Origin of the sequence: Edaphobacter modestus (assembly GCF_004217555.1) — a bacterium.
Lineage (GTDB): Bacteria > Acidobacteriota > Terriglobia > Terriglobales > Acidobacteriaceae > Edaphobacter > Edaphobacter modestus.
Map to the genome: position 1 here is coordinate 952,590 of NZ_SHKW01000001.1, position 22,706 is coordinate 975,295.

Here is a 22,706-nt window from a genome sequence, read left to right on the forward strand (position 1 = left end):
TGCTTGTTGATTGCCTCTTGTTGGTTAGAAGTGCGGTTGTTTTCGGAAAGACGAAAGCCCCGGAAGATGGCCGGGGCTTTCGTCTTTCATTCTCAGTATGAAGCGGATAATTCTCATTTCAGTATAGCGAAGCGGATGAAACTAACCGGCAGGTTTTATGGCTTTTATCTTCCCTGTTTTGAATAATTTATGATTGCAGTGGTCTTGACAGCCTATTCGACCTCGTTCTTGGCGCGGTACCCGTCGCGGGCGATAACGGAGTACTTGAGGGGTTTGTGTTTTTCATCCTGCATCTGCAGGGGATGGCCCTCGTTGTCGACCAGCTTGACCTCGACGCGGCGGTAGGAACCATCGTTCTTGCTGTTGGTAGGCCGGTAGGTAAGAACGTACTGGTTGCGGATGGAGTCGTTGATCTGCGAGAAGATGTCGGGAAGAGCCCCCTGAAACATGGGATTGAAGCTCATTCCGCCCGTCATTCGAGCGAAGGTCTTCATCTGGTTGTCTGCCTGAAGATAGTCCAGGCGTGTGATGGATCCCATGCCTCCACGCGCATCGGCCAACTCGCGGACCAGGGCTCCGGTTCCGATGGTGAAGATGGTGACGTTGGGAGTCGCTTTGACCTTGGCAAGAATCTTGTCGAGTGTGAGCTTCGAGAAGGTGTCGCGCCCGGTTCCGATGAGGATGATGTACTTGCGCCCTTCGATGCGGCTGACGCGGTCCAGCGTCTCGTAAAGAGCGTCGAAGACGTTGGTATCGGAGAAGCCCGGAATGATGAGAGAGGACAGGGCGCCTCCGACGATCTGCTTGTTGTTGGTGAAGTCGGTAAGGATGTGGGTGCGGAGGTCGTAGGTGATGACGGCGACGTAGTCCTCCGGCCGGAGGGTGTTGAAGAAGCTGAAGGAGGCGTTCTGCATGTCGCGGATGAAGTAGTAGCTGTTGGACGCGAATTCGAGAAGCATGACGGCAGTAATGGGAGTCTGGGCCATGCGGACGCTGCTGATGGTTTGAGGGACGCCGTCCTCGAGGACGAGGAAGTTGGGGGCTTTGAGGCCGGGGACGAACTGGTGGGTCTTGTCGAGGATGACGTTGACGTCCAGGTTGACGATGGGTACGTCGACCCGGAGGGAATAGACCTCGTTATTGGGATTTTTTACCTTGGGTGCGGGAGGAGCGACCGGGGCCGGCGGGGGCGCCTCTTCTTCCTTCTTCTTTTTGATGACGATGGGGCCGGAGTCGGTCTGGGGACCGGCGGAATCGTCGGCCGGCGGGGCCGGCGGAGGCGTCTGCTGCTGGGGTGTCTGCGCGAGCACGGTGGCAGGAACGGAACCGAGGCCGAAGAGGACAAGAAGAACAGGGGTCGCAAGACGAGTTCGCTGGAAAGGGATCATCATCTGCCAATGTACTCCGTCCCTTGGACGATGGAGCTACTTGTTGGACAACAGCTTTTGACCGCCTAAGACGTCCAATGGTTAGCATTAGACGAGGCCTCCCAAAGGAGAACGGCTCAGAGCGTGTTTCTGCGCTGGTATTGCGGCGGAGTACGCTCTAGTCTTGTAGACGTGATAAGCGAGCGAAAGACGCGAGGGCTGTTGCTGAGCCTGGTGGTATCGGGCGCCGTGGTGGCGTGCGGTCATGGGGCGGAAGCCCAGACGACTGGCTCGGCCGCGAGCGCGACGGCCATGGGAGCGGCCGCCCTGCCACCGACAGCGGCAGCGGCGATGGGGGGCTCGGGCGAGGCAAAGATCTTTCCCCTGGCACAGTTGAAGCGTGGCATGAAGGGCGTGGCCTACACGGTCTTCGAAGGCGTGAATCCGGAGCCAATGCAGATCGAGATCCTGGGTGTTTTGAAGGATTCTCTTGGGCCTGGGCGGGATATGATCCTGGCGCGGCTTTACGGAGCCAAGCCTGAGTTTACCGGTGTGGTTGCGGGAATGAGCGGAAGCCCGGTGTACATCGACGGCAGACTGGTGGGCGCGCTGAGCTACCGGATCGGGCAGTTCAGCAAGGAGCCGATTGCTGGCATCACGCCGATCGAACAGATGCTGGAGGTTCGGGACGACGAGGTTCGTCCGGCGGCGGCCCGAGGCACAAGGACGCGAGCCGAAGAGGCGAGTGCGACAGGTCTTCCCGCAGTGAATGCCGGTTCTGGCGTCGAGATGCAGGCGATGGAGACTCCGCTGGTCTTCAGCGGGTTCAGCCAGGAGGCCGTCGACCGGTTCGGGGATCGGTTCCGGGCGATGGGAATGACTCCTGTAGCCGGCCTGGGCAGCGCGGATGCGGACGCGGTACAACCGGAGCCGCTGGTGCCGGGTTCGGCGGTGAGCGCGGTGCTGGTGCGGGGCGATCTTTCGGTTGCGGGAACCTGCACGGTGACGTACGTGGACGCGACGCGACTGCTGGCCTGCGGGCATCCGATCACGCAGTATGGCCCGGTGGATATGCCGATGACGAAGGCGGCGGTGGTGACGACGCTTCCCTCTCCGCTGAATGCATTCAAGATCGTCAACACGACGGAGACGGTGGGAGCCTTCACGGAGGACCGTGCTTCGGCGATTATGGGGCGGTTCGGAACCAAGGCAAGGATGATTCCTGTGACCGTAGAGGTGGTGCAGCCTCCGGTGCCGGGCGCAACGGTCTCTGCAAAGCACAAGACGTTTCATTTCGAGGTGCTGGACAATCGCCAGCTGACTCCTTCCGCGATGCTGGTGTCGGTGTATCAGAGCCTGCAGAGCACGAACACGGCCACGGCGGAGATGAGCTACAGGATGAGCGGGGAGATCGGCGTACAGGGTCTTGCACCGGTGCGAATGTCGGGGATCGTTGCCCAGAATGAATTGAACCCCGCGGCGATCAATGCAGCGCTGTTCGTAAACGACCGCTTCAGCCGTGTGTATGGCAATCCCCAGGATCAGCCAGTGGTGACCGATCTGAAGCTGAAGGTGACGGGGATTCCGGAGCGCCGGACGGCGACGCTGGAGTCGGCGCGGCTGGGGGTGCTTGAGGCAAGTGCCGGCGATACCGTTGACGCGGAGGTCACGTTACGTCCGTACCAGGCAGAGTCGAGAATCATGCGGCTGAAGGTGAAGCTGCCTCCGAATCTGGCCTCGGGACGTCTGCGGGTTCTGGTAAGCGATGGCGCGACCGTAGACAGACTGCTGTCGCCAAGCGGCCCTTCGCGCCGCGCGGAGGGCCTGGCGGACGCGGTGGATCAGATGAACCGGCTGCATGGGAATGATCGCGTTTATGTTACTCTGCTGAGCCGAGAGGCACAGGCGGTGCTGGATGGAGAGACGCTTCCGGGAGTTCCTTTGTCGATGGCAAATGTACTTGGGCCCCTCAGGGATTCTCAGAGATTGAACCTGACCGGCGAGAGCGTGGTGGAAGCCGCGGCGGCGGAAACAGACTATGCGGTGAGCGGATCGCAGGTGCTGAATCTTACGATTCGATAGAAGCTAAATTTGGATATAGCTTGATTTAGATGTCATTGTACCGTCGGAGGAGTAGATGCCTTTCCCTCAAAGGGATGATGTAGCATCAAAATCACAAGCGCCGGGGGAGCCGAGCGCGAAAGGACACCTACTTCAAATGAGTGAGATCCATGGCTTGGCTGTGCACGCGGCCGGTGCGCAACTGCTGCCGTATAAATTCGATCCGGGTGAGATCAAGCCATACGAGGTTGAGATCAAGATCTCCCATTGTGGAGTCTGTCGAAGCGATATCAACCTGATCGACAATGATTGGGGAATCAGCAAGTATCCGTTTATCCCGGGGCACGAGATCGTGGGCACGGTTGTAGGAGTCGGTGCGCACGTCCGTAATCTTTCGCCGGGACAGCGTGTGGGCGTGGGGTGGCAGGCGGATAGCTGTGGGATGTGCGAGTGGTGCAGAAGGGGCGACGAACACCTCTGCGCGCAGGCACAGCCGACTTGCGTTGGCCGTAATGGCGGATTCGCCGATAAAGTGCGTGTTAACTCCCGGTTCGCGATCCCTCTTCCCGAGGGACTCGACAGCGAGAATGCGGCGCCGCTTTTATGCGCGGGAGTTACGGTGTACACGCCTTTACGGAATCTTGGCGCACGCCCTTCCTCGCGAGTGGGTGTGATCGGGATCGGAGGACTTGGACACCTGGGGATTCAGTTTGCGCGGGTCTTTGGCGCTGAAGTGACCGCATTTTCCACCTCCAAGGAGAAGGAGAGCGAGGCGAAGGATCTGGGTGCGCATGAGTTTGTGAATACGCGCGACACGGGTGCCCTGAAGAAGGTTACGGGCTCGTTCGATCTGCTGCTGTCGACGATCCATGCCGACCAGGACTGGTCGGCGTATGTGAATGCCCTGCGGCCGAATGGTGTCTTGTGCCTGGTGGGCGCTCCTCCTTCCGCGATTCAGTTGCAGGCTCCTCCCCTGATTGGAGGCCAACGAATGATCTGCGGCTCATCTTCGGGGAGCCCGAGGGACCTTCACGAGATGCTGGATGTGGCGGCGCGGCATGGGGTGAAGGCAATCACCGAGTCGTTTGCGATGGCGAAGGCCAATGATGCCGTTACCAAGGTGAAGAAGAATCAGGTTCGGTACAGGGTAGTGCTGGCGAACTAGTGCGCGGATGACGGTTGAATTTTGTAACGGGGCGGAGACCAGGGTCTCCGCCCTTCTTGCGTTCCGGTGCTTTAGACTCAGGTCACGATGATGCAACGGTATCTGGTTCTTGGATGTGTGGCGCCGGTGATGCTGGCGGGTGCGATGTGCGCGCAGGGCACGAAGCTGTGGACGGTAGATCGCTATGACACGATGGAGCGCGGCTCGACGGATGGCGTGGCTATCCGGAGCGATGGCCGGCTGGAGGCGGGCCCGGAGAAGTCCATGCTGTATGACACGGGCAAGAGCTATGTGTGGTCTCTGGCGAGCGATCGCGGAGGAAACAGATATCTGGGCCTGGGAGGAACCGCGGCCGGCACGGGCGTGGTGATGCGGGTGGCTCCCGATGGCAAGACGGTGAAGCTGCTCGAGACGAAGGAACTGGCGGTGCAGGCGCTGGCGGTGGCCCCGGATGGGTCGGTTTTTGCGGCGACCTCGCCGGATGGGAAGGTCTATCGGACTGCTGCCGGTGGAGGCGCGGGAACGGTGATCTTCGATCCTGCGACGACAGAGGAGAAGCCGAAGTATCTGTGGGATCTTGCGACAGGCAGAAATGGCGATGTCTATATCGCAGCGGGAGCGCCTGCGGTGGTGTATCGGGTTCCTGCGGGCGGAGGCAAGGCGGAGGTGTTGTTTGAGACGGCGGATCAGCATATCCGCTGCCTGATGATGGCCCCGGATGGGACTCTTTGGGCGGGTTCGGATGGCGCGGGCGTGATCTATCGGATCGATACGAAGGCTGCGGGGGCAAAGCCGTTTGCGGCGTATGCGGCTCCGAGGAGAGAGATCACTTCGCTGACGATGGATGAGGCCGGGAACGTCTATGCGGCAGGCGTGGGAGCGCGGGCGGCGATGCCACTGCCTCCGCTGCCGGTGACGGGGAATGTTGGAATCACGGTGACATTTGCGCAGCCGGGATCTTCGACGGCCGCGGGGGCGAACTCGCTGGTACCGGACGGAAGCGAGATCTATCGGATTGCAAAGGATGGAACCCCGGCACGTCTTCTCGCCATGAAGGACGATGTGGTGTACGCGCTCGCCTTCCGCAACGGGACGCTGTGGGCGGCGACGGGAAACCGTGGACGCGTCTATCGGGTGGATGTGGGGATGCCGGGAAGGTTCACCGATGTGGCTCACCTGGAAGCCGCGCAGGGCATGGCGTTTGCACCCGCGAGAGATGGCCTGCTGGTGGCAACCAGCAACAGCGGCAAGCTGTTCCAGCTGGGGGATGCGGCGGCGAAAGAGTCGGTGTACACGAGCGAAGTCTTCGATGCGCAGGGTTACTCGCAATGGGGACGGGTGGAGCGACGTGCCGACGGCGCTGCACAGAACTATGAGCTGTGGCTGCGCAGCGGCAATGTCGAGAGTCCCTTAATGGGCTGGAGCGATTGGGTGCGAGTGGGTGTGGATGGGGCAGGGACGGTTCCACCGGGCCGCTTCGCGCAGTGGAAGGTGGTTCTGCACCCTGGCACGCCGGCAGGGATTGATGCGGTCGGATTGAACTACCTGACGCGGAACGTCGCTCCGATACTGGATGAGATCGTGGTTCAACCGGGCGCCCGGATGGCGGCTGGTGGAGGTACGCCGGCAAGCACCACGGTGCAGGTGGCGTTTCCGCAACCGCCGGGCGCCGCTCCCGGAGTGAGCTTTCAGCCGGATGCAAACACGACTCCGTTGACGGCACAGAAGGATAAGGGCTCGGTAACGGCGCGTTGGCTGGCCCACGACGACAATGGCGATGACCTGGTGTTTGCGGTCTGGTATCGCGGGGTGGGCGAGCAGAACTGGCGCCTGCTGAAGGATAAGATCAGCGACCGTTTTTTCAGCTTCGACTCTTCCCTGCTGCCGGATGGCAGCTATGAGTTGAAGGTCGTGGGAAGCGATGCCCCGGTGCATGAGGATTCTGAAGCCTTAACCGGCGAGCGGGTGAGCCAGGTCTTCGTGGTGGATACGACGCCTCCGGTGCCTGGCGCGCTGACTGCGACTCTTGTCCCCGCGGCGGTAGGTACGGCGCCGAGGATTCATGCGGTTCTTGAGGCGCACGACGCGACCTCGCCGATCGCGCATGCGGAGTACTCGCTCGACGCGGGCCCATGGCAGTACCTGGAGCCTGTAGGGCAGGTCTCGGATTCCATGGCAGAACGTTATGACTTCACAGCGGAGATCCCCAAAACAACAACTCCAGTAGCCGATGCGAAGGAACATGTGATTGCAGTGCGGATCTATGACCGTTACGAAAACATGGCCGCGGTGAAGGCGGTGGTCCGGTGACAGAAGGGATTGCCGAACGGACGCAACGCGGCGTCGGCAGGCTCAACCTGTATCGCCCTGACTTTCTGCTGCTGGTTGTGGATCTGATGGGGGTCTGCGTGTTTGCCGTCGAGGGTGCGCTGGCAGCGATCCGGTCGAACCTCGATATTCTCGGCGTGCTGGTGATCTCGTTTGCGACAGCGCTGGGAGGAGGTATGATCCGCGATCTGATGATCGGGGCGATTCCGCCGAACAGCGTGCGTGACTGGAGATACCCGGCGACAGCGTTTCTGGGTGGCGGGGCGGTGTTTTTCTTTTACCAACTCTTTCAGCAGGTGCCCTTGCAACTGGTGATCACGCTGGATGCGGCCGGCCTGGCGTTGTGCGCGATCGCAGGCGCGGGTAAGGCGATGGAGTTCGGGATCAATCCTCTGTTGTCGGTTTTGATGGGAGCGGTGACAGGAGTGGGTGGAGGCACGATCCGGGATATTCTGCTGAACCGGGTGCCGGGAGTGCTCCAGAGCGATGTCTATGCGGCTGCGGCGCTGGCCGGTGCTTTGGTGGTGGTGATTGGACTGCGACTGAGGGTGCCCCGCTGGATGGTGATGACGTCAGGAGCGGTGGTCTGTTTTGTGCTGCGGATGATGGCGGTATGGATGCACTGGAATCTGCCAAAGGTGATGGTGCACTAGATCCGGGTGGGCTTCCGGGCGGTAATGTTCTAGCTTCACTCGAATACCCACTTGGCGATGACAAGGCCGTCGCGAAGAGGGGGCATCCAATGGTGAGGGGAAGTTCCCGCGCTTCGACAGACGCAGATCCTTCGACTTCGCTACGCTCAGGATGACACTGTTCTGACAGGGAGATTCGATGAGAGCGGTGCACTCTTTCTTCTGAAGATTCGTGGCAAAACTCATACACGGGTGTGACCTAGTAAGCTGGGTTCGATGCGATTTGAACTGTTTATTGCGGCGCGGTACCTGCGGGCGAAGCGGCGACAGGCTGTGGTGGGGGTAATCACGGCGATCTCAGTGATCGGAGTTGCGGCTGGTGTGGCGTCGCTGATTATCGCGCTTGCGATCACGAATGGAATGCGCCGCGATATGCAGGACAGGCTCCTGGGATCGACCGCGCACGTCGATCTGATGAGAGTGGCCGCTGATGGAATCCGCGAGTGGCGTCCGCTGTTGGATCGGCTGAGGAAGATACCGCACGTGACGGCTGCCGCTCCGGGACTGTATGGGCAGGTGTTGATCTCGCGAGGGGCGCGAAGTGGCGGTGGGTTGATCAAAGGTGTGATTCCGGCGGACGAGCGGACGGTGGGAGACCTGTTGCAGAAGGTGACGGAAGGGTCGGCGGCGGCGCTGGAGCCACAGGATGCTTCTGCGGCGGCAACCCACCTTAGTGACGAGAGAGTCGGCGCGAAGAGGGAGCACCCAATTCCTGGTGGAGCTGACACACCGGAACGCCCGGTGGCGGCACAAGCAGTGCCTCCGATTGTGATTGGGAAGGACCTCGCGGAGACGATCGGGGCGAAGGTGGGAGATACAGTCCTGGTGACGAGTCCGCAGGGCGAATTGACGCCACTGGGTCTGGTGCCGAAGTATCAACGCTGCCAGGTAGTGGGAATCTTCAGCTCCGGCTTTTACCAATACGATTCGAGCTACGCCTTCATGCGGCTCAAAGACACGCAGCGCCTGTTTTCAGAGCCAGACCTGATTTCGGTAATCAGCTTCAAGGTGGATGACCTGTACAGCGCCGACAGGATTGCAAGGGTGATTGAGCAGGAGGCAGGCAAGGGATTCCAGACGACGAACTGGATGGAGCAGAACCGGGAGCTGTTCCGCGCGCTGAAACTGGAACAGATGGTGACGTTTATCGTACTGGCGCTGATTGTGTGCGTCGCTGCGCTGAATATTCTGATCGCTTTGACCATGATGGTGATGGAGAAGACGCGCGATATCGCCGTGCTGATGAGCTTCGGGGTGACGGAGATGCAGGTGCGGAGAATCTTCCTGCTGCAGGGACTGCTGATCAGTGTGATTGGCACTGTGCTCGGCCTGATCCTGGGATATGGGTTGAGTTGGTTGGGCGGCCACTACCGATTTCCTCTCGATGCAGCGGTGTATTCGATCGACCACCTGCCATTTGCGCCACGGGTATGGGATGGGGTGATCGTGGGAGCGGTATCGCTGGGGGTGAGCTTACTCGCAACGTTGTATCCAAGTGGAAGCGCAGCAAAGGTGTTGCCGGCGGAGGCCCTGCGGTATGAGTGATGTGCGGATTAAGTATTGGAAGATCGCGCCTGAAGGTGTGTCGAAGCTGCGGGAGCTGGAACACTATCTCAATGTTGATTCGGGACTCGATCACACGTTGCTGGAGTTGGTGCGGCTGCGGGCTTCGCTGCTGAATGGGTGCAAATACTGCATTGAGGTGCACACGGCTCAGTTGCAGAAGATGAACGAGACTTCTGAGCGGATTGCTGTTGCGGAGTGGCGGAGTTCGCAGGCGTACACGAAACGGGAGCGGGCGGCGCTCTCATGGACCGAAGTTGTAACCAATATTCAGGATGGGCACGCACCGGACGTGGTCTATGAAGAGGTGCGGGCCGTATTCAGCGAGGTGGAGACAGTGGACCTGACGCTGACGATTTCGACGATCAATGCATGGAACCGCCTGGCGATTGCCCTGGGAGCCCATTCTGGACGCGAGGTGAGGAGTTGAGCGAAGGAAGAATGGAGGACAGCGGAGCTCACGGCAACCTGCAGCCTTTGCCGGTGGCCTCGGTCGGGCCGAGGGTTGTGCTGCGGGCGGAAGGCCTGACGAAGGTGTATCCGATGGTGTCGGGAGCAGCGCAGGGAGAGGTGGAGTTGTTTCGCGGTCTGGACCTGACGGTTTACGCCGGCGAGATGGTGGCAATTGTGGGGGAGAGCGGCGCGGGCAAGAGCACGCTGCTGCATCTGCTGGCCGCGCTGGATAAGCCGACGGCGGGGGAGGTGTTTTGTGCGGAGGCAAGATTAAGCCGTTTTACACCGAAGCAGGCGGCAGAGTTTCGGAATTGCGATGTAGGTTATGTATGGCAGTTCCACTACCTGCTGCCGGAGTTCACAGCCCTGGAGAATGTGGCTATGCCATTGCTGGCGCGAGGGATGGTAAGGGCGACGGCCTGCGATCGGGCGGCGTATTGGTTGGGCGAGGTAGGACTTGGGGCACGGGGACATCACCGGTCGGGCGAGCTGAGTGGTGGGGAGCAGCAGAGGGTGTCGCTGGCGCGCGCGCTGGTGACGGAGCCCAAGATTCTGCTGGCGGACGAGCCTACCGGCGACCTGGACACCAAAACGGGCGCAGCGGTATTCGATTTGATTCAGGGGCTGCACCGGGCTCATGGTCTGACCAGCGTTCTCGTGACGCATAATCTTGATTTTGCGGGGAGATGCGACAGGATGCTGCGTTTGAAGGGTGGGCGGCTCGAGGAGACGCAACGGCTTTAGAGCGGGGTATGAACCTCTTGACGGATACCGCACCAAAAGGACTTACGCCGTACCTCGGCAGTTATGAACCCCTTTTTCACATATTGCGTCGAATAGATATTGATGTAGTGTAAACAGTAACTTTTGCGAGATGGAACGGAAGTTGACGCGGAGACTACACTAGTACAAGTGGATGGATGCGCCGCTTAGAGCGGTAGCACCCAATGTGTTCTCTTGGCGGGCAGGTTGACGCAGGGAATGGTAGTGGTAATGGCGCCATCGACGGCTCCCAGGGCCGGAGGTGGGGGGCCGGGTTCGAAGGGGAGAACATGTTCGAACGCTACACGGAAAAGGCGCGGCGGGTAATCTTCTTTGCTCGCTACGAGGCAAGTCAATTCGGGTCACCTTATATTGAAACGGAACACCTGTTGCTGGGTCTGTTGCGAGAAGATAAGGCGCTGACGAACCGCTTCTTGCGGTCGCATGCGTCGGTGGAATCGATTCGCAAGCAGATTGAGCAACATACGACGATTCGAGAGAAGGTTTCGACCTCGGTGGACCTGCCGCTTTCGAACGAGTGCAAGCGGGTTCTGGCATACGCGGCGGAGGAGGCCGAACGGCTCTCGCACAAGCATATTGGAACCGAGCATCTCTTGCTGGGATTACTGCGCGAGGAGAAGTGCTTTGCTGCGGAGATTCTGACCGAGCGCGGCCTGCGGCTGCCGGCGATCCGCGAGGAGTTGCAGCGGACGACGCAGGAGAAGACCCCGTCGTCGCAGTCGAGCAAGAGCCAGCGAGGCGAGCAGAGCATGCTGGCGGAGTTCTCGCGTGATCTTACACAGTCGGCCATGGATCAGCAGCTCGATCCTCTGGTCGGACGCGACTCTGAAGTGGACCGTGTCATTCAGATTCTGTGCCGCAGGACGAAGAACAATCCGGTGCTGATCGGGGAGCCTGGCGTAGGCAAGACGGCCATCGTCGAAGGGCTGGCGCAGAAGATCGCAGACGGCGAGGTTCCGAGCTTCCTGGCGGATAAGCGCGTGCTGGCGCTCGACCTCTCACTGATCGTTGCGGGCACGAAGTATCGCGGACAGTTCGAAGAGCGACTGAAGACGATCATGAAGGAGCTGATGGAGAATCAGAACTCCATCGTGTTCATCGACGAGCTGCACACGCTGGTGGGAGCAGGATCGGCAGAGGGATCGCTGGATGCAGCGAACATCCTCAAGCCGGCGCTGAGCCGCGGCGAGATCCAGTGCATCGGTGCGACGACTCCGGGCGAGTATCGGAAGTCGATCGAGAAGGATCGTTCGCTGGAGCGCCGATTCCAGGCCGTGAAGGTCCCGCCTCCGAACGAAGAGGACGCGGTGAAGATCATCATGGGGATCAAGGACAAGTATGAGAAGTTTCATGCTGTCAGCTACACGGACGATGCGATTACGTTCTCGGTGTCGCACTCGAGCCGGTACATTCCTGACCGGTTCCTTCCGGATAAGGCGATCGATCTGATCGACGAAGCAGGAGCGCGGGTCAAACTGCGTCAGACTTCCCTTCCCGAAGAGCTGACCGAGGTCCAGAAGCGGATCAAATTCATCGTGCACCGCATGGAGAACGCGATTGCGAATCATGAGTTCGAGAAGGCACGGTTCTACTCGGACGAGGAGCGCAAGGAGCGTGAGAACCTGCGGGCGCTGCGGGACAAGTATCACCTGGACGATTCTTCGGCGGGCATTGTGACGCGCGAGGACATCGAGGATGTCGTTAGTCGATGGACGGGCGTTCCGGTGACGTCGCTGAAGGAAGAGGAGACGCAGCGTCTGCTTCGCGTCGAAGAAGAGCTTCACAAGCGCGTGATCTCGCAGGAGAAGGCGATCTCGGCGCTGGCGAGGGCAATTCGCAGGTCGCGTGCGGGCTTGAAGAATCCTGCGCGTCCGATTGGAAGCTTCCTGTTCCTTGGACCGACGGGCGTGGGCAAGACGGAGATGGCGCGCACGCTGGCGCAGTTCCTGTTTGGCTCGGAGAAGGCGCTGATCCGGTTCGATATGTCGGAGTTCATGGAGAAGCATTCCGTGAGCAAGCTGATCGGTTCGCCTCCGGGATACGTGGGATACGAAGAGGGCGGACAGCTGACGGAGCGCGTGAAGCGCAATCCGTACTGCGTGGTGCTGCTGGACGAGATCGAGAAGGCGCACCCGGATGTCTTCAACCTGCTGCTGCAGGTGTTTGAAGACGGACAGCTGACAGATGGCCTTGGCAACACGGTCGATTACAAGAACTGCATCATCATCATGACTTCGAACATTGGAGCGAAGCACCTGCAGAAGAGGCAGGGGCTGGGCTTCCAGAGCGAGAAGGAAGACATGGTGCTCGACAAGATGGAGGAGTTGGTAAAGGGCGAGGTCAAGCGCACCTTCAATCCAGAGTTCCTGAACCGTCTGGACGAGATCATCATCTTCACCTCGCTGAATGATCAGGACCTGATGCAGATCCTCGAACTCCTGGTGCAGCAGTTGAATGTGAACCTCGTGCACAAGGCGATTACGATCTCGGTGACCGACGAAGCCAAAAAGTGGATCATCGAGAAGACGGCATCGGACAGGACGTACGGTGCTCGGCCGCTGCGCAGGGCCCTGCAGAAGTACGTCGAGGATCCGCTATCGGAGGCGCTGATTGCGGGCGGAATCGCGCAGAGACCGGCGTTCCTCGAGGTCTACATGGAGAACAACCAGCTCTTCTATCGACCGATCGCGAACGATGGCGAAGAGAAGGTTGGAGGTTTCGCTCTGTCGGCCGTTTAGATCGTATCCAGAAAACAAATACGCCCCGGCCTCATGGCCGGGGCGTATTGTTTAATCGCCGTCCTGAAACTGAATCGAAGAGAGGTCTAATGGATCGTCGTGAGTTCACCACCTTGCTTCCGGCATTGCTTGCCGGGGTTGCCGCATTGCCAGGAAAAGCCGAAGGCGCAACGCTTCCCATGCTGGAATCAGGAGTCTTCAAGCCCGGACCGGTCTCGCATGGAGCCATTCCGAAGCGGGCTTCCCGACGTTATGCGATGGGGATGCTGAAGGCGGGGGATATCCGCCTGGAGATCCATGAAACGACCCAGGAGGTGGGAGCACCGCATGAGCCCATCGAGAGCCATCTGCATAGCGAGATATGGCTGGTTCGCGAAGGTACGGTGGAGCTGACGGTCAATGGGAAGGCCCAGCGACTCAATGCGGGAGAGATGGGACTTTGCGTGGCGGGGGACAAGCACTACATCCAAAACGTGGGAGACACGCCAGCGACCTACTTCGTGGTTACGGTGGGTCCCGCGGAGTAGGTCGCGCAGCTGCTTCCATCGGGGATGGAACTTAAACGAGGGCTTTTGCCGATTTCACGGCGCTGGTTACAGCACCGGAGACCGTATCGACGACATCGCTGGCCTGACCGCCAGCTTTGTCGACGAGATGGACGGCTTGGTTGCGGGCGCGCTTAACGGCGTCCTGCGCTTCCTCGCTGAACTGTTCTGCCTGAGATTTGAGATAGTCGCCAGCTTCCTGCAAATAGTCTCCTGCTTCTCCAATTCCCTTTCGCAGCTTCCTTCGCGTGCGTACCCCGGTCTGTGGAGCATAAAGAAGGGCAATCGCGGCTCCAGCGGAGACTCCGATCCCAAAAGCCAGCCAATAGTTTTTTGCACTCATGCGGGAGTTACCTCGGTGTAGTAGTTTGCTTATCGTCATTCAGACACTCTCCATCCCTAGGATTCGAGCATCCTGTCTTTGGTTGGCCTCCGCCGAGGCATTCCGCGCACGGCATGCCCTAAGTGGTTCTAACGAATGGGCTAATGGTCCAGGCCCGAGAGCTCCCTTGCTTTGACAAAGACCCGCGTGAACATTGCGCTATCCAAACGTCCCGTGTTGGTATTGCGCAAGGAGGGGTGGTAACTGCATAGCAGGTGCTTGCCGTTTGGCAACAGATAGTGTGCACCGTGAGCGAAGCGGAAGGCAGACTTCCTCTCGATGACGCGCTGGGAGAACAGATGGGCAATGTAACCGTCGAAGGCGATCTTGCCGAGACAGACGACGACCCGGAGCGACTTGAGCTGGCCGATCTCGGCAGCGAGGTGCGAACCGCAGTTGCGAATCTCCTGAGGAGTCGGCTTGTCGCCGGGCGGGGCGCAACGAACAACCGAGGCGATCCATGCGGTACGCAGCCGCAGACCGTCCTCGCGCGAAGTGGCGTGCGGCTGATTCGCGAATCCGGTCTCGTGAAGGATGGGGTACATGAAATGACCCGAACCATCTCCGGTGAAGGGCCGTCCGGTGCGGTTGGCCCCATGGGCTCCCGGAGCGAGGCCCAGGATAAGCACGCGGGCTCGCGGATCTCCGAAGCCGGGAACGGGTCTGGCCCAATAAACCTGGTCCTGATAGGCGCGCCGACGGGTCTCGCCGATGCCCTTGCAGTAGGTCCGAAGGCGTGTACAGCTCTCGCAGGAGATAATCGTTTGCTGGATGCGGAGCAGCGGTGGTGGAAGGGAAATTGGAGCAGTACGTCTCACTCAGTCCAATGATATTCCCTCGGCCGATGAACGCTGGACAGCATAAAGTTCATCCATTCCATAGAATCGTTAGCTGTAGTCACAGTTTGTTTAGGTGGTGCATTGGAAGACCCAAGATTGAGCCGAATGTATTTGAGGTTGGCAACCCAGCGTTTAGCGGAAATGGGAAGGCAATTGTGGAAGCAGGTAGTGCTTCGTTCCGGGGTCGTGACCATCGCCGCCGTCGTACTTGTGCTCATGGCTCTGGCGATCGGCTGGCGCGCACATACGAGAGGTCGTTTTGCAAGATTGAAGGCCGATTTCAAACGCTCTGACCGACCTCACGCTCCGCTTCCGCCACAGCCGGGAGGGCAGGACGCTCTGATGCTGGAGCGATCGGCCATTGAGGGTGGGACCGTGCCACAGTTTCTCTCCGCGACGCTTCTTCCGGGACGCGGGATGAATGTGCTTCAGATTACGGCGAGGCTGCCGAAGAAGGGCGTGGTAAAGCTGCTGGATTCGCCCGCGCTGGAAGAAGCTACGAAGCGAATGAACGGTACGGGAACAGATACGAACGGCAGGGAAAGTCTTGCCATGGGGGGAGCCATTGAGGCTCCGTGGGCTGGAGAGATCTTTGGCACTCCTTCAGGCGATAGCCTGGTGACGAGCTGGCGCGGAACAAATGTGAAGCTCCCAGCGGAACGTCGGGGAGGGACGAGCGTAGCCACCGGAGGACTGTTGCTCTCGAGAGCGGGAACCTCGGTAAAGACGAATGTCATGCCCGACGGCGGCGAGGCGGAGGCGGTTTACGAGGCAGGCGACTACGAGGGGGCCTGGCCCTCACGGATGCAGGTTAAATCCACCTTGCAGCTAAGCAGCCGTGCCCTGGAGATGAAGGTGGTTGCCACGAATACCGGCGACACACCGCAGCCGGTAGGAATTGGATGGAGACCCAGGTTCGCGCTGGTGAGCGACGACCGGGGACAGGTGACTCTTCGATTGCCGAGCGTGATGAAGGAAGAGATTCCCGATCGTCGCTCGGGCGCGCCCAGTGGTCGTTTGGTCTCGGTAGAAGGGACACCGGGTGACTTCAGCCCCCGAGCCGGAACAGCGCTCAAAAACCTTAGTTTGAATGACACTTTTGTTCACCTGCGGCAGATCTCCTTAGATTCTGGCCCTGTGGTGGAGCTCTGGGATGCTGCAAACGATTTTGGCCTCAGGATGACGATGCTGAGTCCCTCGATCAAGGCAGTGCATGTGGAGGCGCCCGCCGACCGGAAGTTCGTCCTGATAGAACCGCGATTCAACTATGACGACCCCTTCGGACACGAATGGTCCAAGGAGGAGAATACCGGCATGGTCACGGTTGAGCCGGGGAAATCGGTCCAATGGAGGATACGATTGGAGATCTATGGCCCTCCCGCAGCCGAAGATCGATATCGCTGATTTTGGACGGGAGGGCTGGGGCATGAGCGGAAGGACGGAGCTGGTTTGACCCTCTAGGACGATGCCTCGTACAGTAGTAGGAGGCGCGTGCCGCGTGGTCCTGAAAGCTGGATTAGCGACTGCGGCGCAATTTCACGTGACCCACATTGGAAGGCATGGACTTGACCCCGACAGAAACGACAGAGACGACCAACGCTGCCGAACAGCAGCCAGAGGCGGAGCAGACGCACGCCCACGATCATGAACACGACCATGACCATTCGCATCAGCATGGTCCCACGCTGAACCCGGAGCTGACGCGTGAGATTGAAGTCGAAGTAGCAGCCGATGAGGTTTCCAAGGTCTATAAGGGTGTCGTGAAGCGATACCAGAAGCTCGCTCGAATTCCCGGCTTCCGCGCGGGTAAGGTCCCGGAGTCGCTGGTGCGATCGAAGTTTGCCAAGGAGCTTCGGCAGGAGGTTCTCGAGAGCCTGGTTTCGGAGCGCTTCCGGAAGACGATCGACGAACAGAAGCTTCGCCCGATCTCGGAGCCACAGCTTCTGGATCTGCAGCTTCATGATGGCGAACCGTTGAAGTTCAAAGCTGCGTTCGAGGTTGCTCCTGAGTTTGGCGTTGAGGGCTACGACAGCGTGAAGATTGCGCGGCCCGAAGTTGCGCTGACGGAAGACGAGTACCAGGCAGAGCTGAGCCGCGTGCTGGACAGCCATGCAACCGTAGAGCCTGTCGAAGAGGATCGCGCTCTCGTTGATGGGGATTGGGCTGAGATCCAGTTCAAGGGCGAGGTAAAGGACCTGGCCCAGACCGTGACGGAAGATGGCGCGGAGAATACGACCAAGGGCGAGCCGATTGCGGGTGAAGACGTGCTGGTCGAAATCGGCGGAAAGAACACGCTGCCGGCATTTACAGAGGCATTGCGTGGAACCAAGCCCGGCCAGGAGATGAGCTTTGAGGTGACGTATCCTGCTGAGTTCGGCGAGCCAAAGCTGGCAGGCCAGACTGTCGGCTACGACGTTACGGTGAAGGCGATCAAGCATAAGACCTATCCCGAGCGCGACACGGAGTTCGCCAAGCAGCTTGGCAGCTACGAGAGTTGGGAGGACTTCGAGAAGCAGCTGCGCGAACATGCGGCAGACCGCAAGAAGGGCGCGCTCGAGAGCCAGGCTCGCGACCGTATGCTGGACGGACTGGTGCAGCGATTCCAGTTCCCTGTTCCCGAATCTTTCGTACAGCAGCAGGTGGATGCGCGCCTGGACCGTGGGCTCCGCGCCCTGGCACAGCAAGGAATGAGTGCCGAGGACATGCGTAAGCTGGACTTCGGAAGATTGCGTGCAGCGCAGCGGGATCAGGCTTTGAACGAGGTGAAAGCCTCGATGATCCTGGACAAGATCGGCGAAGCCGAACAGATCGCGGTGAGTGAAGAAGATCTGGAGCGCGAACTTCTGATGCTTTCGATCCAGTCGCGGGAACCCCTGGATACGCTTCGGGAGCGGTTAGCCAAGGACGGCGGCCTGGACAGGATTCGCGAACAGATGCGCCGCGAGAAGACTGCAAGCGTGCTTTACGAGAAGCTGGCCTCGTAGGGCGTAACAACGATCCTAACCGCAGGCTTCGAAAAGAAAGAGAGTGTTATGGGACTAGTACCGATGGTGATCGAGCAGACGAGCCGTGGCGAACGCGCCTACGACATCTATAGCCGTCTGCTGCGTGACAACATCATTTTCCTGGGAACTCCGATCGACGACAACATCGCGAATGTGATCATTGCGCAGATGTTGTTTTTGAGCGGCGAGGACCCTGAGAAGGACATTCAACTTTACATCAACTCGCCTGGCGGATCCATCACGGCAGGCCTGGCGATCTACGATACGATGCAGTACATCAAGAATGATGTGGTGACGTTCTGCATCGGCCAGGCGGCATCCATGGGCGCGTTTCTGCTGATGGCGGGCAAGAAGGGCAAGCGGTTTGCCCTGCCAAACTCGCGCATCCTGATCCACCAGCCGTCGATGGGCGGCCTGAGCGGACAGGCGACGGATATCGACATTCACGCACGCGAGATCCTGCGTATCCGCGAGATTACCAATAAGCTGATGAGCGCCAGCACGGGCCAGACGCTGGAGAGAATCGAACGGGACGTGGAGCGGGACTTCATCATGACAGCTCCGCAGGCCAAGGAGTACGGCATCATCGATGACATTATCGATCGGCCCCGTACCTAGTGCGCGGGATGGAACCGGGAAGGCCTGGGCTTCGGCCCGGGCTTTTTTGTCCCCACGCGAGGTATTCAAAGGTCATTGAGACAGATACCTCTGCGGGACGCTTGCGGACCAAACGGGTGTAAACTTGTTAATAGCAGGTTGGCAGTACCGTAATACCAGGAGTCGTCGCACCTATGAAAACATCCCGGGGTTCAGAGGAATCGCTTCGCTGCTCGTTTTGCCATAAGTCGCAGGATGCTGTGGCTAAGCTGATCTCGTCACCATCGGACTACCCGCGGGCGTACATCTGCGACGAGTGTGTGGCGGTCTGCAACTCGATTCTCGAGGATGATCGTACCGAGGCACAGCCTGGGGCGGCTCCGGCCCATCTCCCCAAACCTCAAGAGGTCAAGGCATTCCTCGACGAGTATGTGATCGGGCAGGAAACAACCAAGAAGAAGCTGGCGGTCGCTGTTTACAACCACTACAAGCGAATCCAGATGAACAAGACTCGCGGCAATGACGTTGAGCTGGCGAAGTCGAACATTCTGCTGGTGGGTCCGACGGGGTCGGGAAAGACATTGCTGGCACACACGCTCGCGAAGATGCTGGACGTGCCGTTTGCAATCGTGGATGCCACGACGCTGACTGAGGCCGGTTACGTAGGCGAGGATGTGGAGAACATCATCCTGAAGCTGCTGCAGGCCGCAGACGGCGACGTAGCGCGAGCGCAGAGCGGCATCATCTACATCGATGAGATCGACAAGATCGGGCGCAAGGATGAGAATCCTTCGATCACTCGTGACGTCTCCGGCGAGGGTGTCCAGCAGGCGTTGCTGAAGATTCTGGAGGGTACGGTCGCCAACGTTCCGCCGCAGGGCGGACGCAAGCACCCCCATCAGGAGTTCACCGCTGTCGATACGACGAACATCCTTTTTATCTGCGGCGGCGCGTTTGTGGGACTGGAGAAGGTCATCGGCCGGCGAGTGGGTAAGAAGGCGCTGGGTTTCCGGGCCGTCGCCGATCCCGCCACGGCAGACGGCGACGTCATGCCGATCCGGGCACAGCGAGATTCAGAGCTGCTGCGTCAGGCAGAACCTCAGGACCTGCTGAAGTACGGCCTGATTCCAGAGTTTGTGGGCCGTCTCCCTGTGATGGGCATTCTGGACGAGCTGGACGAGGCTGCCCTGATAGAAATTCTTACGAAGCCACGCAACGCGATTCTCAAGCAGTATGCGAAGCTATTTGACTTCGAAGGCGTAAAGGTGACCTTCACCGAAGAGGCCGCCCGGGCGATTGCCCGCGAGGCTTTGCTGCGCAAAGTGGGTGCCCGCGGCTTGCGCATGATCATCGAGGAGCTGATGCTCGACCTGATGTATCACATTCCGGGAAACAAGAAGGTCAAGGAGATCGCGATCACCGATACCATGGTAAAGAATCGCGATCTGACAGTTCCGATGCTGCTTGAAAAGGCCGGCTGATCGCTACGCGGCTTGCTTTGATTTGGCGAGAATAGCGCCAGGGATTTCTCTGCTCTTCCAGCAGAGCTCGGGTCAGATCGAGTGATCTCGCTGGAGGAGCGATGGCACTACTTTCTCTGCTACTTTTTCGCTATCCACCTGCAGTACGACAAGCAGTACAATCCACCTGAACCCGGATGCGGGCTGCATCTTTGCATTCGTTCGGGCGTCTAATCGGGGAGAACATGAGCAACCCATCGAAAGAAACGTTAAGCGGCGGCACACAGAAACTTCCAATGATGCCGATCCGGGACATGGTCATCTTCCCTCACATGATGACGCCGTTTGTCGTCGGTCGCGAGTCGAGCGTGCGGGCCCTGGAAGAGGCTCTCTCGGGCGACCGAAAGATCTTCCTTGCAACTCAGCATGACGCATCGGTCGATGAGCCGAGCGCAGAGGATATCTTCGCCACCGGGACCATTGGCAACATCGTACAGAGCGTGAAGATGCCGGATGGCAATATTAAGGTCCTGGTCGAAGGGGTGGAACGGGCGCGCTCTATCGAAGTGAACGACACGGACGGCTTCTTCGTGGCTACAGTTCGCACGGGCCGTACCCAGCTGGAGATGACGCCGCAGGTCGAGCAGCAGATGCAGCGCGTTCACTCGCTCTTCGAGCAGTATGTGAAGCTGCAGCAATCCTTGAACTACGAGACGATGGCAGCGAGCGTCCGTCCGGACGAGCCAGCCAAGCTCGCCGACACAATCGCCGCAAATCTTCAGCTTCCTATTGAAGAGAAGCAGCAACTGCTGGAAGTATTTGACCCGGAACAGCGGCTGGCGCGTGTAGGCGATGTGCTCGACCTGGCGATCGAGAAGCTGAACATGGACCGAACGATCCAGTCGCGGGTGAAGCGCCAGATGGAGAAGGCGCAGAAGGAGTATTACCTCAACGAGAAGATCAAGGCGATCCAGAAGGAGCTTGGGCGCGGCGAGAAATCCGAGTTTGATGAGTTGAGGAAGAAGATCGAAGCGGCTGGAATGCCCAAGGATGTCCAGGAGAAATCGCTGCAGGAGTTGAAAAAGCTCGAAGCGATGCCACCGATGTCCGCCGAGTCTACTGTCTCGCGAAATTACCTCGATTGGCTGTTGGCTGTGCCATGGAAGAAGCGATCCAAGGAGATCCGCTCGATCGATCACGCCGAGACGATTCTCAACGAGGATCACTATGGGCTTGAGAAGATCAAGGACCGCATCCTCGAGTTTCTCGCGGTGCGGCAACTGGTGAAGAATCCCAAGGGATCGATACTTTGCTTTGTAGGGCCTCCAGGAGTCGGTAAGACTTCGCTTGGAATGTCGATTGCAAAAGCGACAGGCCGCAAATTCGTCCGCATGTCGCTGGGCGGTGTGCGAGACGAAGCCGAGATCCGTGGGCATCGTCGTACCTACATTGGCGCCCTTCCCGGGCAGATCATCCAGTCGATGAAGAAAGCGGGAACGAAAAATCCTGTCTTTATGCTGGATGAGATCGACAAAATGGCATCGGACTTCCGGGGAGATCCGGCCAGTGCCCTGCTTGAGGTGCTTGATCCTGAGCAAAATAGCTCATTTCAAGACCACTATCTCGATGTGGAGTATGACCTGTCGCAGGTGCTGTTTGTAGCAACCGCAAATGTGCTGCACACAATTCCCGGCCCGTTACAGGACCGCATGGAAATCTTGCGCCTGCACGGCTACACCGAGTTGGAGAAGCTGGAGATCGCCAAGCAGTATCTGGTGAAAAAGCAGCGGGAAGCGACCGGATTGACCGAGAAGCAGATCGTGTTCGAGGACGATGCGCTTCGGCTGCTTATTCGCGCTTATACCCGTGAGGCGGGCGTCAGAAACCTGGAGCGCGAGATTGGCAATGTCTGCCGCAAGGTAGCTCGTCGCGTGGTGAAGAATGGTCCGACCCATGAGGAGATCATCACGGTTGCGAATCTTCCCGATCTACTTGGAGTTGCGAAGTTCCGCGATTCTCAGGTCCATGAGAAGAGCGAGGTCGGGCTTGTCACGGGACTTGCATGGACGGAGATGGGCGGCACGATCCTGCAAACCGAGGTTCAGGTACTTGACGGCAAGGGCAAGCTCACGACGACCGGCCAGCTCGGGGATGTCATGCAGGAGTCCGCACAGGCCGCACTTAGTTACGTGCGCTCTCGCTCGCATCAGCTAGGCCTGAGCAAGGATTTCTACCGCAACGTCGATATCCACGTACACGTTCCAGAAGGAGCAATCCCGAAGGACGGCCCCTCGGCTGGCATTACCCTGGCAACAGGGCTGGCAAGCGCCCTGACGGGAATCAAGGTACGCCGCGATATCGCGATGACCGGGGAGATCACACTGCGCGGAAAGGTTCTGCCCATCGGCGGTCTCAAGGAGAAATTACTTGCCGCACATCGGGCAGGAATCTTCGAAGCGATTCTTCCGGATGAGAACAAGAGGGATCTTGCGGATCTTCCCGAGTTACTCAAGACCTCGATGAAGCTCCACTTTGTGCAGGACATGGACCAGGTGCTGCAGATCGCGTTGGAGGGAAAGCTTCCCGAACTGAAAGAAGAGCAGCCAGAAGCGCTATCACCCGTTCTGCCGGGTATCAAACTGCCGGAGCAGCCGGTGGCTCGACAGTAGCGTCATTCCGGTAGCTTCTTCCGAAGCCGGGCCTCCTCCGAGGCCCGGCTTTTTGCGTA

Annotated in this window: 17 protein-coding genes; 14 read left to right on the forward strand and 3 right to left on the reverse strand. The window is 59.2% G+C overall.

The features are described from left to right. Window positions 1–212: 212 nt before the first annotated feature. On the reverse strand, window positions 213–1,391 hold the full coding sequence (locus tag BDD14_RS03965) for a VWA domain-containing protein (RefSeq protein WP_242617720.1): 1,179 nt from the start codon (window positions 1,389–1,391) through the stop codon (window positions 213–215). Window positions 1,392–1,511: 120 nt separating this feature from the next. On the opposite strand from BDD14_RS03965, the gene BDD14_RS03970 reads away from it, so the two are divergent. From BDD14_RS03970 to BDD14_RS04010, 9 genes are all read left to right on the forward strand, one after another. Next, entirely contained in the window at window positions 1,512–3,449 is a 1,938-nt protein-coding gene (locus BDD14_RS03970; RefSeq protein WP_242617721.1) for a SpoIVB peptidase S55 domain-containing protein, read from the forward strand. A 136-nt stretch (window positions 3,450–3,585) separates the two neighbouring features. Beyond that, window positions 3,586–4,593: an NAD(P)-dependent alcohol dehydrogenase gene (locus BDD14_RS03975; RefSeq protein WP_130417660.1), complete on the forward strand. Its 1,008-nt coding sequence runs from the start codon at window positions 3,586–3,588 to the stop codon at window positions 4,591–4,593. 87 nt (window positions 4,594–4,680) lie between these two features. Beyond that, window positions 4,681–6,903, forward strand: coding sequence for an SMP-30/gluconolactonase/LRE family protein (locus BDD14_RS03980; protein ID WP_242617722.1), 2,223 nt, complete (start codon window positions 4,681–4,683; stop codon window positions 6,901–6,903). Further along, window positions 6,900–7,574, forward strand: a complete 675-nt coding sequence (locus BDD14_RS03985; RefSeq protein ID WP_242617723.1) for a trimeric intracellular cation channel family protein — start codon at window positions 6,900–6,902, stop codon at window positions 7,572–7,574. Before BDD14_RS03980 ends, BDD14_RS03985 begins: the two co-directional genes overlap by 4 nt. 255 nt (window positions 7,575–7,829) lie before the next feature. Continuing rightward, a complete protein-coding gene (locus BDD14_RS03990) occupies window positions 7,830–9,158 on the forward strand; it encodes an ABC transporter permease (RefSeq protein WP_130417661.1) in 1,329 nt (442 codons plus the stop codon). Further along, on the forward strand, window positions 9,151–9,606 hold the full coding sequence (locus BDD14_RS03995) for a carboxymuconolactone decarboxylase family protein (RefSeq protein ID WP_130417662.1): 456 nt from the start codon (window positions 9,151–9,153) through the stop codon (window positions 9,604–9,606). The genes BDD14_RS03990 and BDD14_RS03995 overlap by 8 nt, the downstream gene beginning before the upstream one ends. Further along, window positions 9,603–10,373, forward strand: a complete 771-nt coding sequence (locus BDD14_RS04000) for an ABC transporter ATP-binding protein (RefSeq protein WP_479724007.1) — start codon at window positions 9,603–9,605, stop codon at window positions 10,371–10,373. The genes BDD14_RS03995 and BDD14_RS04000 overlap by 4 nt, the downstream gene beginning before the upstream one ends. Before the next feature lie 308 nt (window positions 10,374–10,681). After that, entirely contained in the window at window positions 10,682–13,150 is a 2,469-nt protein-coding gene (locus tag BDD14_RS04005) for an ATP-dependent Clp protease ATP-binding subunit (protein ID WP_130417663.1), read from the forward strand. Window positions 13,151–13,239: 89 nt separating this feature from the next. Then, window positions 13,240–13,677, forward strand: coding sequence for a cupin domain-containing protein (locus tag BDD14_RS04010; RefSeq protein WP_130417664.1), 438 nt, complete (start codon window positions 13,240–13,242; stop codon window positions 13,675–13,677). A gap of 31 nt (window positions 13,678–13,708) precedes the next feature. On the opposite strand, the gene BDD14_RS04015 is transcribed toward BDD14_RS04010, so the two are convergent. Beyond that, window positions 13,709–14,038: a YtxH domain-containing protein gene (locus BDD14_RS04015; protein WP_130417665.1), complete on the reverse strand. Its 330-nt coding sequence runs from the start codon at window positions 14,036–14,038 to the stop codon at window positions 13,709–13,711. 140 nt (window positions 14,039–14,178) lie between these two features. Beyond that, the gene (locus BDD14_RS04020) at window positions 14,179–14,895 is read right to left on the reverse strand and encodes a uracil-DNA glycosylase (RefSeq protein WP_130417666.1); all 717 of its coding nucleotides are present in this window, start codon (window positions 14,893–14,895) and stop codon (window positions 14,179–14,181) included. A gap of 189 nt (window positions 14,896–15,084) precedes the next feature. Between BDD14_RS04020 and BDD14_RS04025 the strand changes: the two genes are divergently transcribed. The 5 genes from BDD14_RS04025 to lon all read left to right on the forward strand — a co-directional run bounded on the left by BDD14_RS04025 (window position 15,085) and on the right by lon (window position 22,647). Next, a complete protein-coding gene (locus BDD14_RS04025; protein WP_165419920.1) occupies window positions 15,085–16,320 on the forward strand; it encodes an aldose epimerase family protein in 1,236 nt (411 codons plus the stop codon). A gap of 155 nt (window positions 16,321–16,475) precedes the next feature. After that, window positions 16,476–17,900 carry a trigger factor gene (gene tig, locus BDD14_RS04030; protein ID WP_130417668.1) on the forward strand — a complete coding sequence of 475 codons (1,425 nt, stop codon included), beginning with the start codon at window positions 16,476–16,478 and terminating at the stop codon, window positions 17,898–17,900. Window positions 17,901–17,948: 48 nt separating this feature from the next. Then, a complete protein-coding gene (gene clpP / locus BDD14_RS04035) occupies window positions 17,949–18,539 on the forward strand; it encodes an ATP-dependent Clp endopeptidase proteolytic subunit ClpP (RefSeq protein ID WP_026386011.1) in 591 nt (196 codons plus the stop codon). Between the two features lie 173 nt (window positions 18,540–18,712). Then, on the forward strand, window positions 18,713–19,999 hold the full coding sequence (gene clpX / locus BDD14_RS04040; RefSeq protein ID WP_130417669.1) for an ATP-dependent Clp protease ATP-binding subunit ClpX: 1,287 nt from the start codon (window positions 18,713–18,715) through the stop codon (window positions 19,997–19,999). A 224-nt stretch (window positions 20,000–20,223) separates the two neighbouring features. Beyond that, the gene (gene lon, locus BDD14_RS04045; protein ID WP_130417670.1) at window positions 20,224–22,647 is read left to right on the forward strand and encodes an endopeptidase La; all 2,424 of its coding nucleotides are present in this window, start codon (window positions 20,224–20,226) and stop codon (window positions 22,645–22,647) included. The last annotated feature ends 59 nt before the right edge of the window (window positions 22,648–22,706 follow it).

Coding starts and splice junctions, on each gene's coding strand:
- clpX (WP_130417669.1), top strand. CDS start 18,713: ATGAAAACATCCCGGGGTTCAGAGGAATCGCTTCGCTGCTCGTTTTGC.
- BDD14_RS03965 (WP_242617720.1), bottom strand. CDS start 1,391: ATGATGATCCCTTTCCAGCGAACTCGTCTTGCGACCCCTGTTCTTCTT.
- BDD14_RS03975 (WP_130417660.1), top strand. CDS start 3,586: ATGAGTGAGATCCATGGCTTGGCTGTGCACGCGGCCGGTGCGCAACTG.
- BDD14_RS04015 (WP_130417665.1), bottom strand. CDS start 14,038: ATGAGTGCAAAAAACTATTGGCTGGCTTTTGGGATCGGAGTCTCCGCT.
- BDD14_RS03995 (WP_130417662.1), top strand. CDS start 9,151: ATGAGTGATGTGCGGATTAAGTATTGGAAGATCGCGCCTGAAGGTGTG.
- clpP (WP_026386011.1), top strand. CDS start 17,949: ATGGGACTAGTACCGATGGTGATCGAGCAGACGAGCCGTGGCGAACGC.
- tig (WP_130417668.1), top strand. CDS start 16,476: ATGGACTTGACCCCGACAGAAACGACAGAGACGACCAACGCTGCCGAA.
- BDD14_RS03980 (WP_242617722.1), top strand. CDS start 4,681: ATGATGCAACGGTATCTGGTTCTTGGATGTGTGGCGCCGGTGATGCTG.
- BDD14_RS03990 (WP_130417661.1), top strand. CDS start 7,830: ATGCGATTTGAACTGTTTATTGCGGCGCGGTACCTGCGGGCGAAGCGG.
- BDD14_RS04005 (WP_130417663.1), top strand. CDS start 10,682: ATGTTCGAACGCTACACGGAAAAGGCGCGGCGGGTAATCTTCTTTGCT.
- BDD14_RS04010 (WP_130417664.1), top strand. CDS start 13,240: ATGGATCGTCGTGAGTTCACCACCTTGCTTCCGGCATTGCTTGCCGGG.
- lon (WP_130417670.1), top strand. CDS start 20,224: ATGAGCAACCCATCGAAAGAAACGTTAAGCGGCGGCACACAGAAACTT.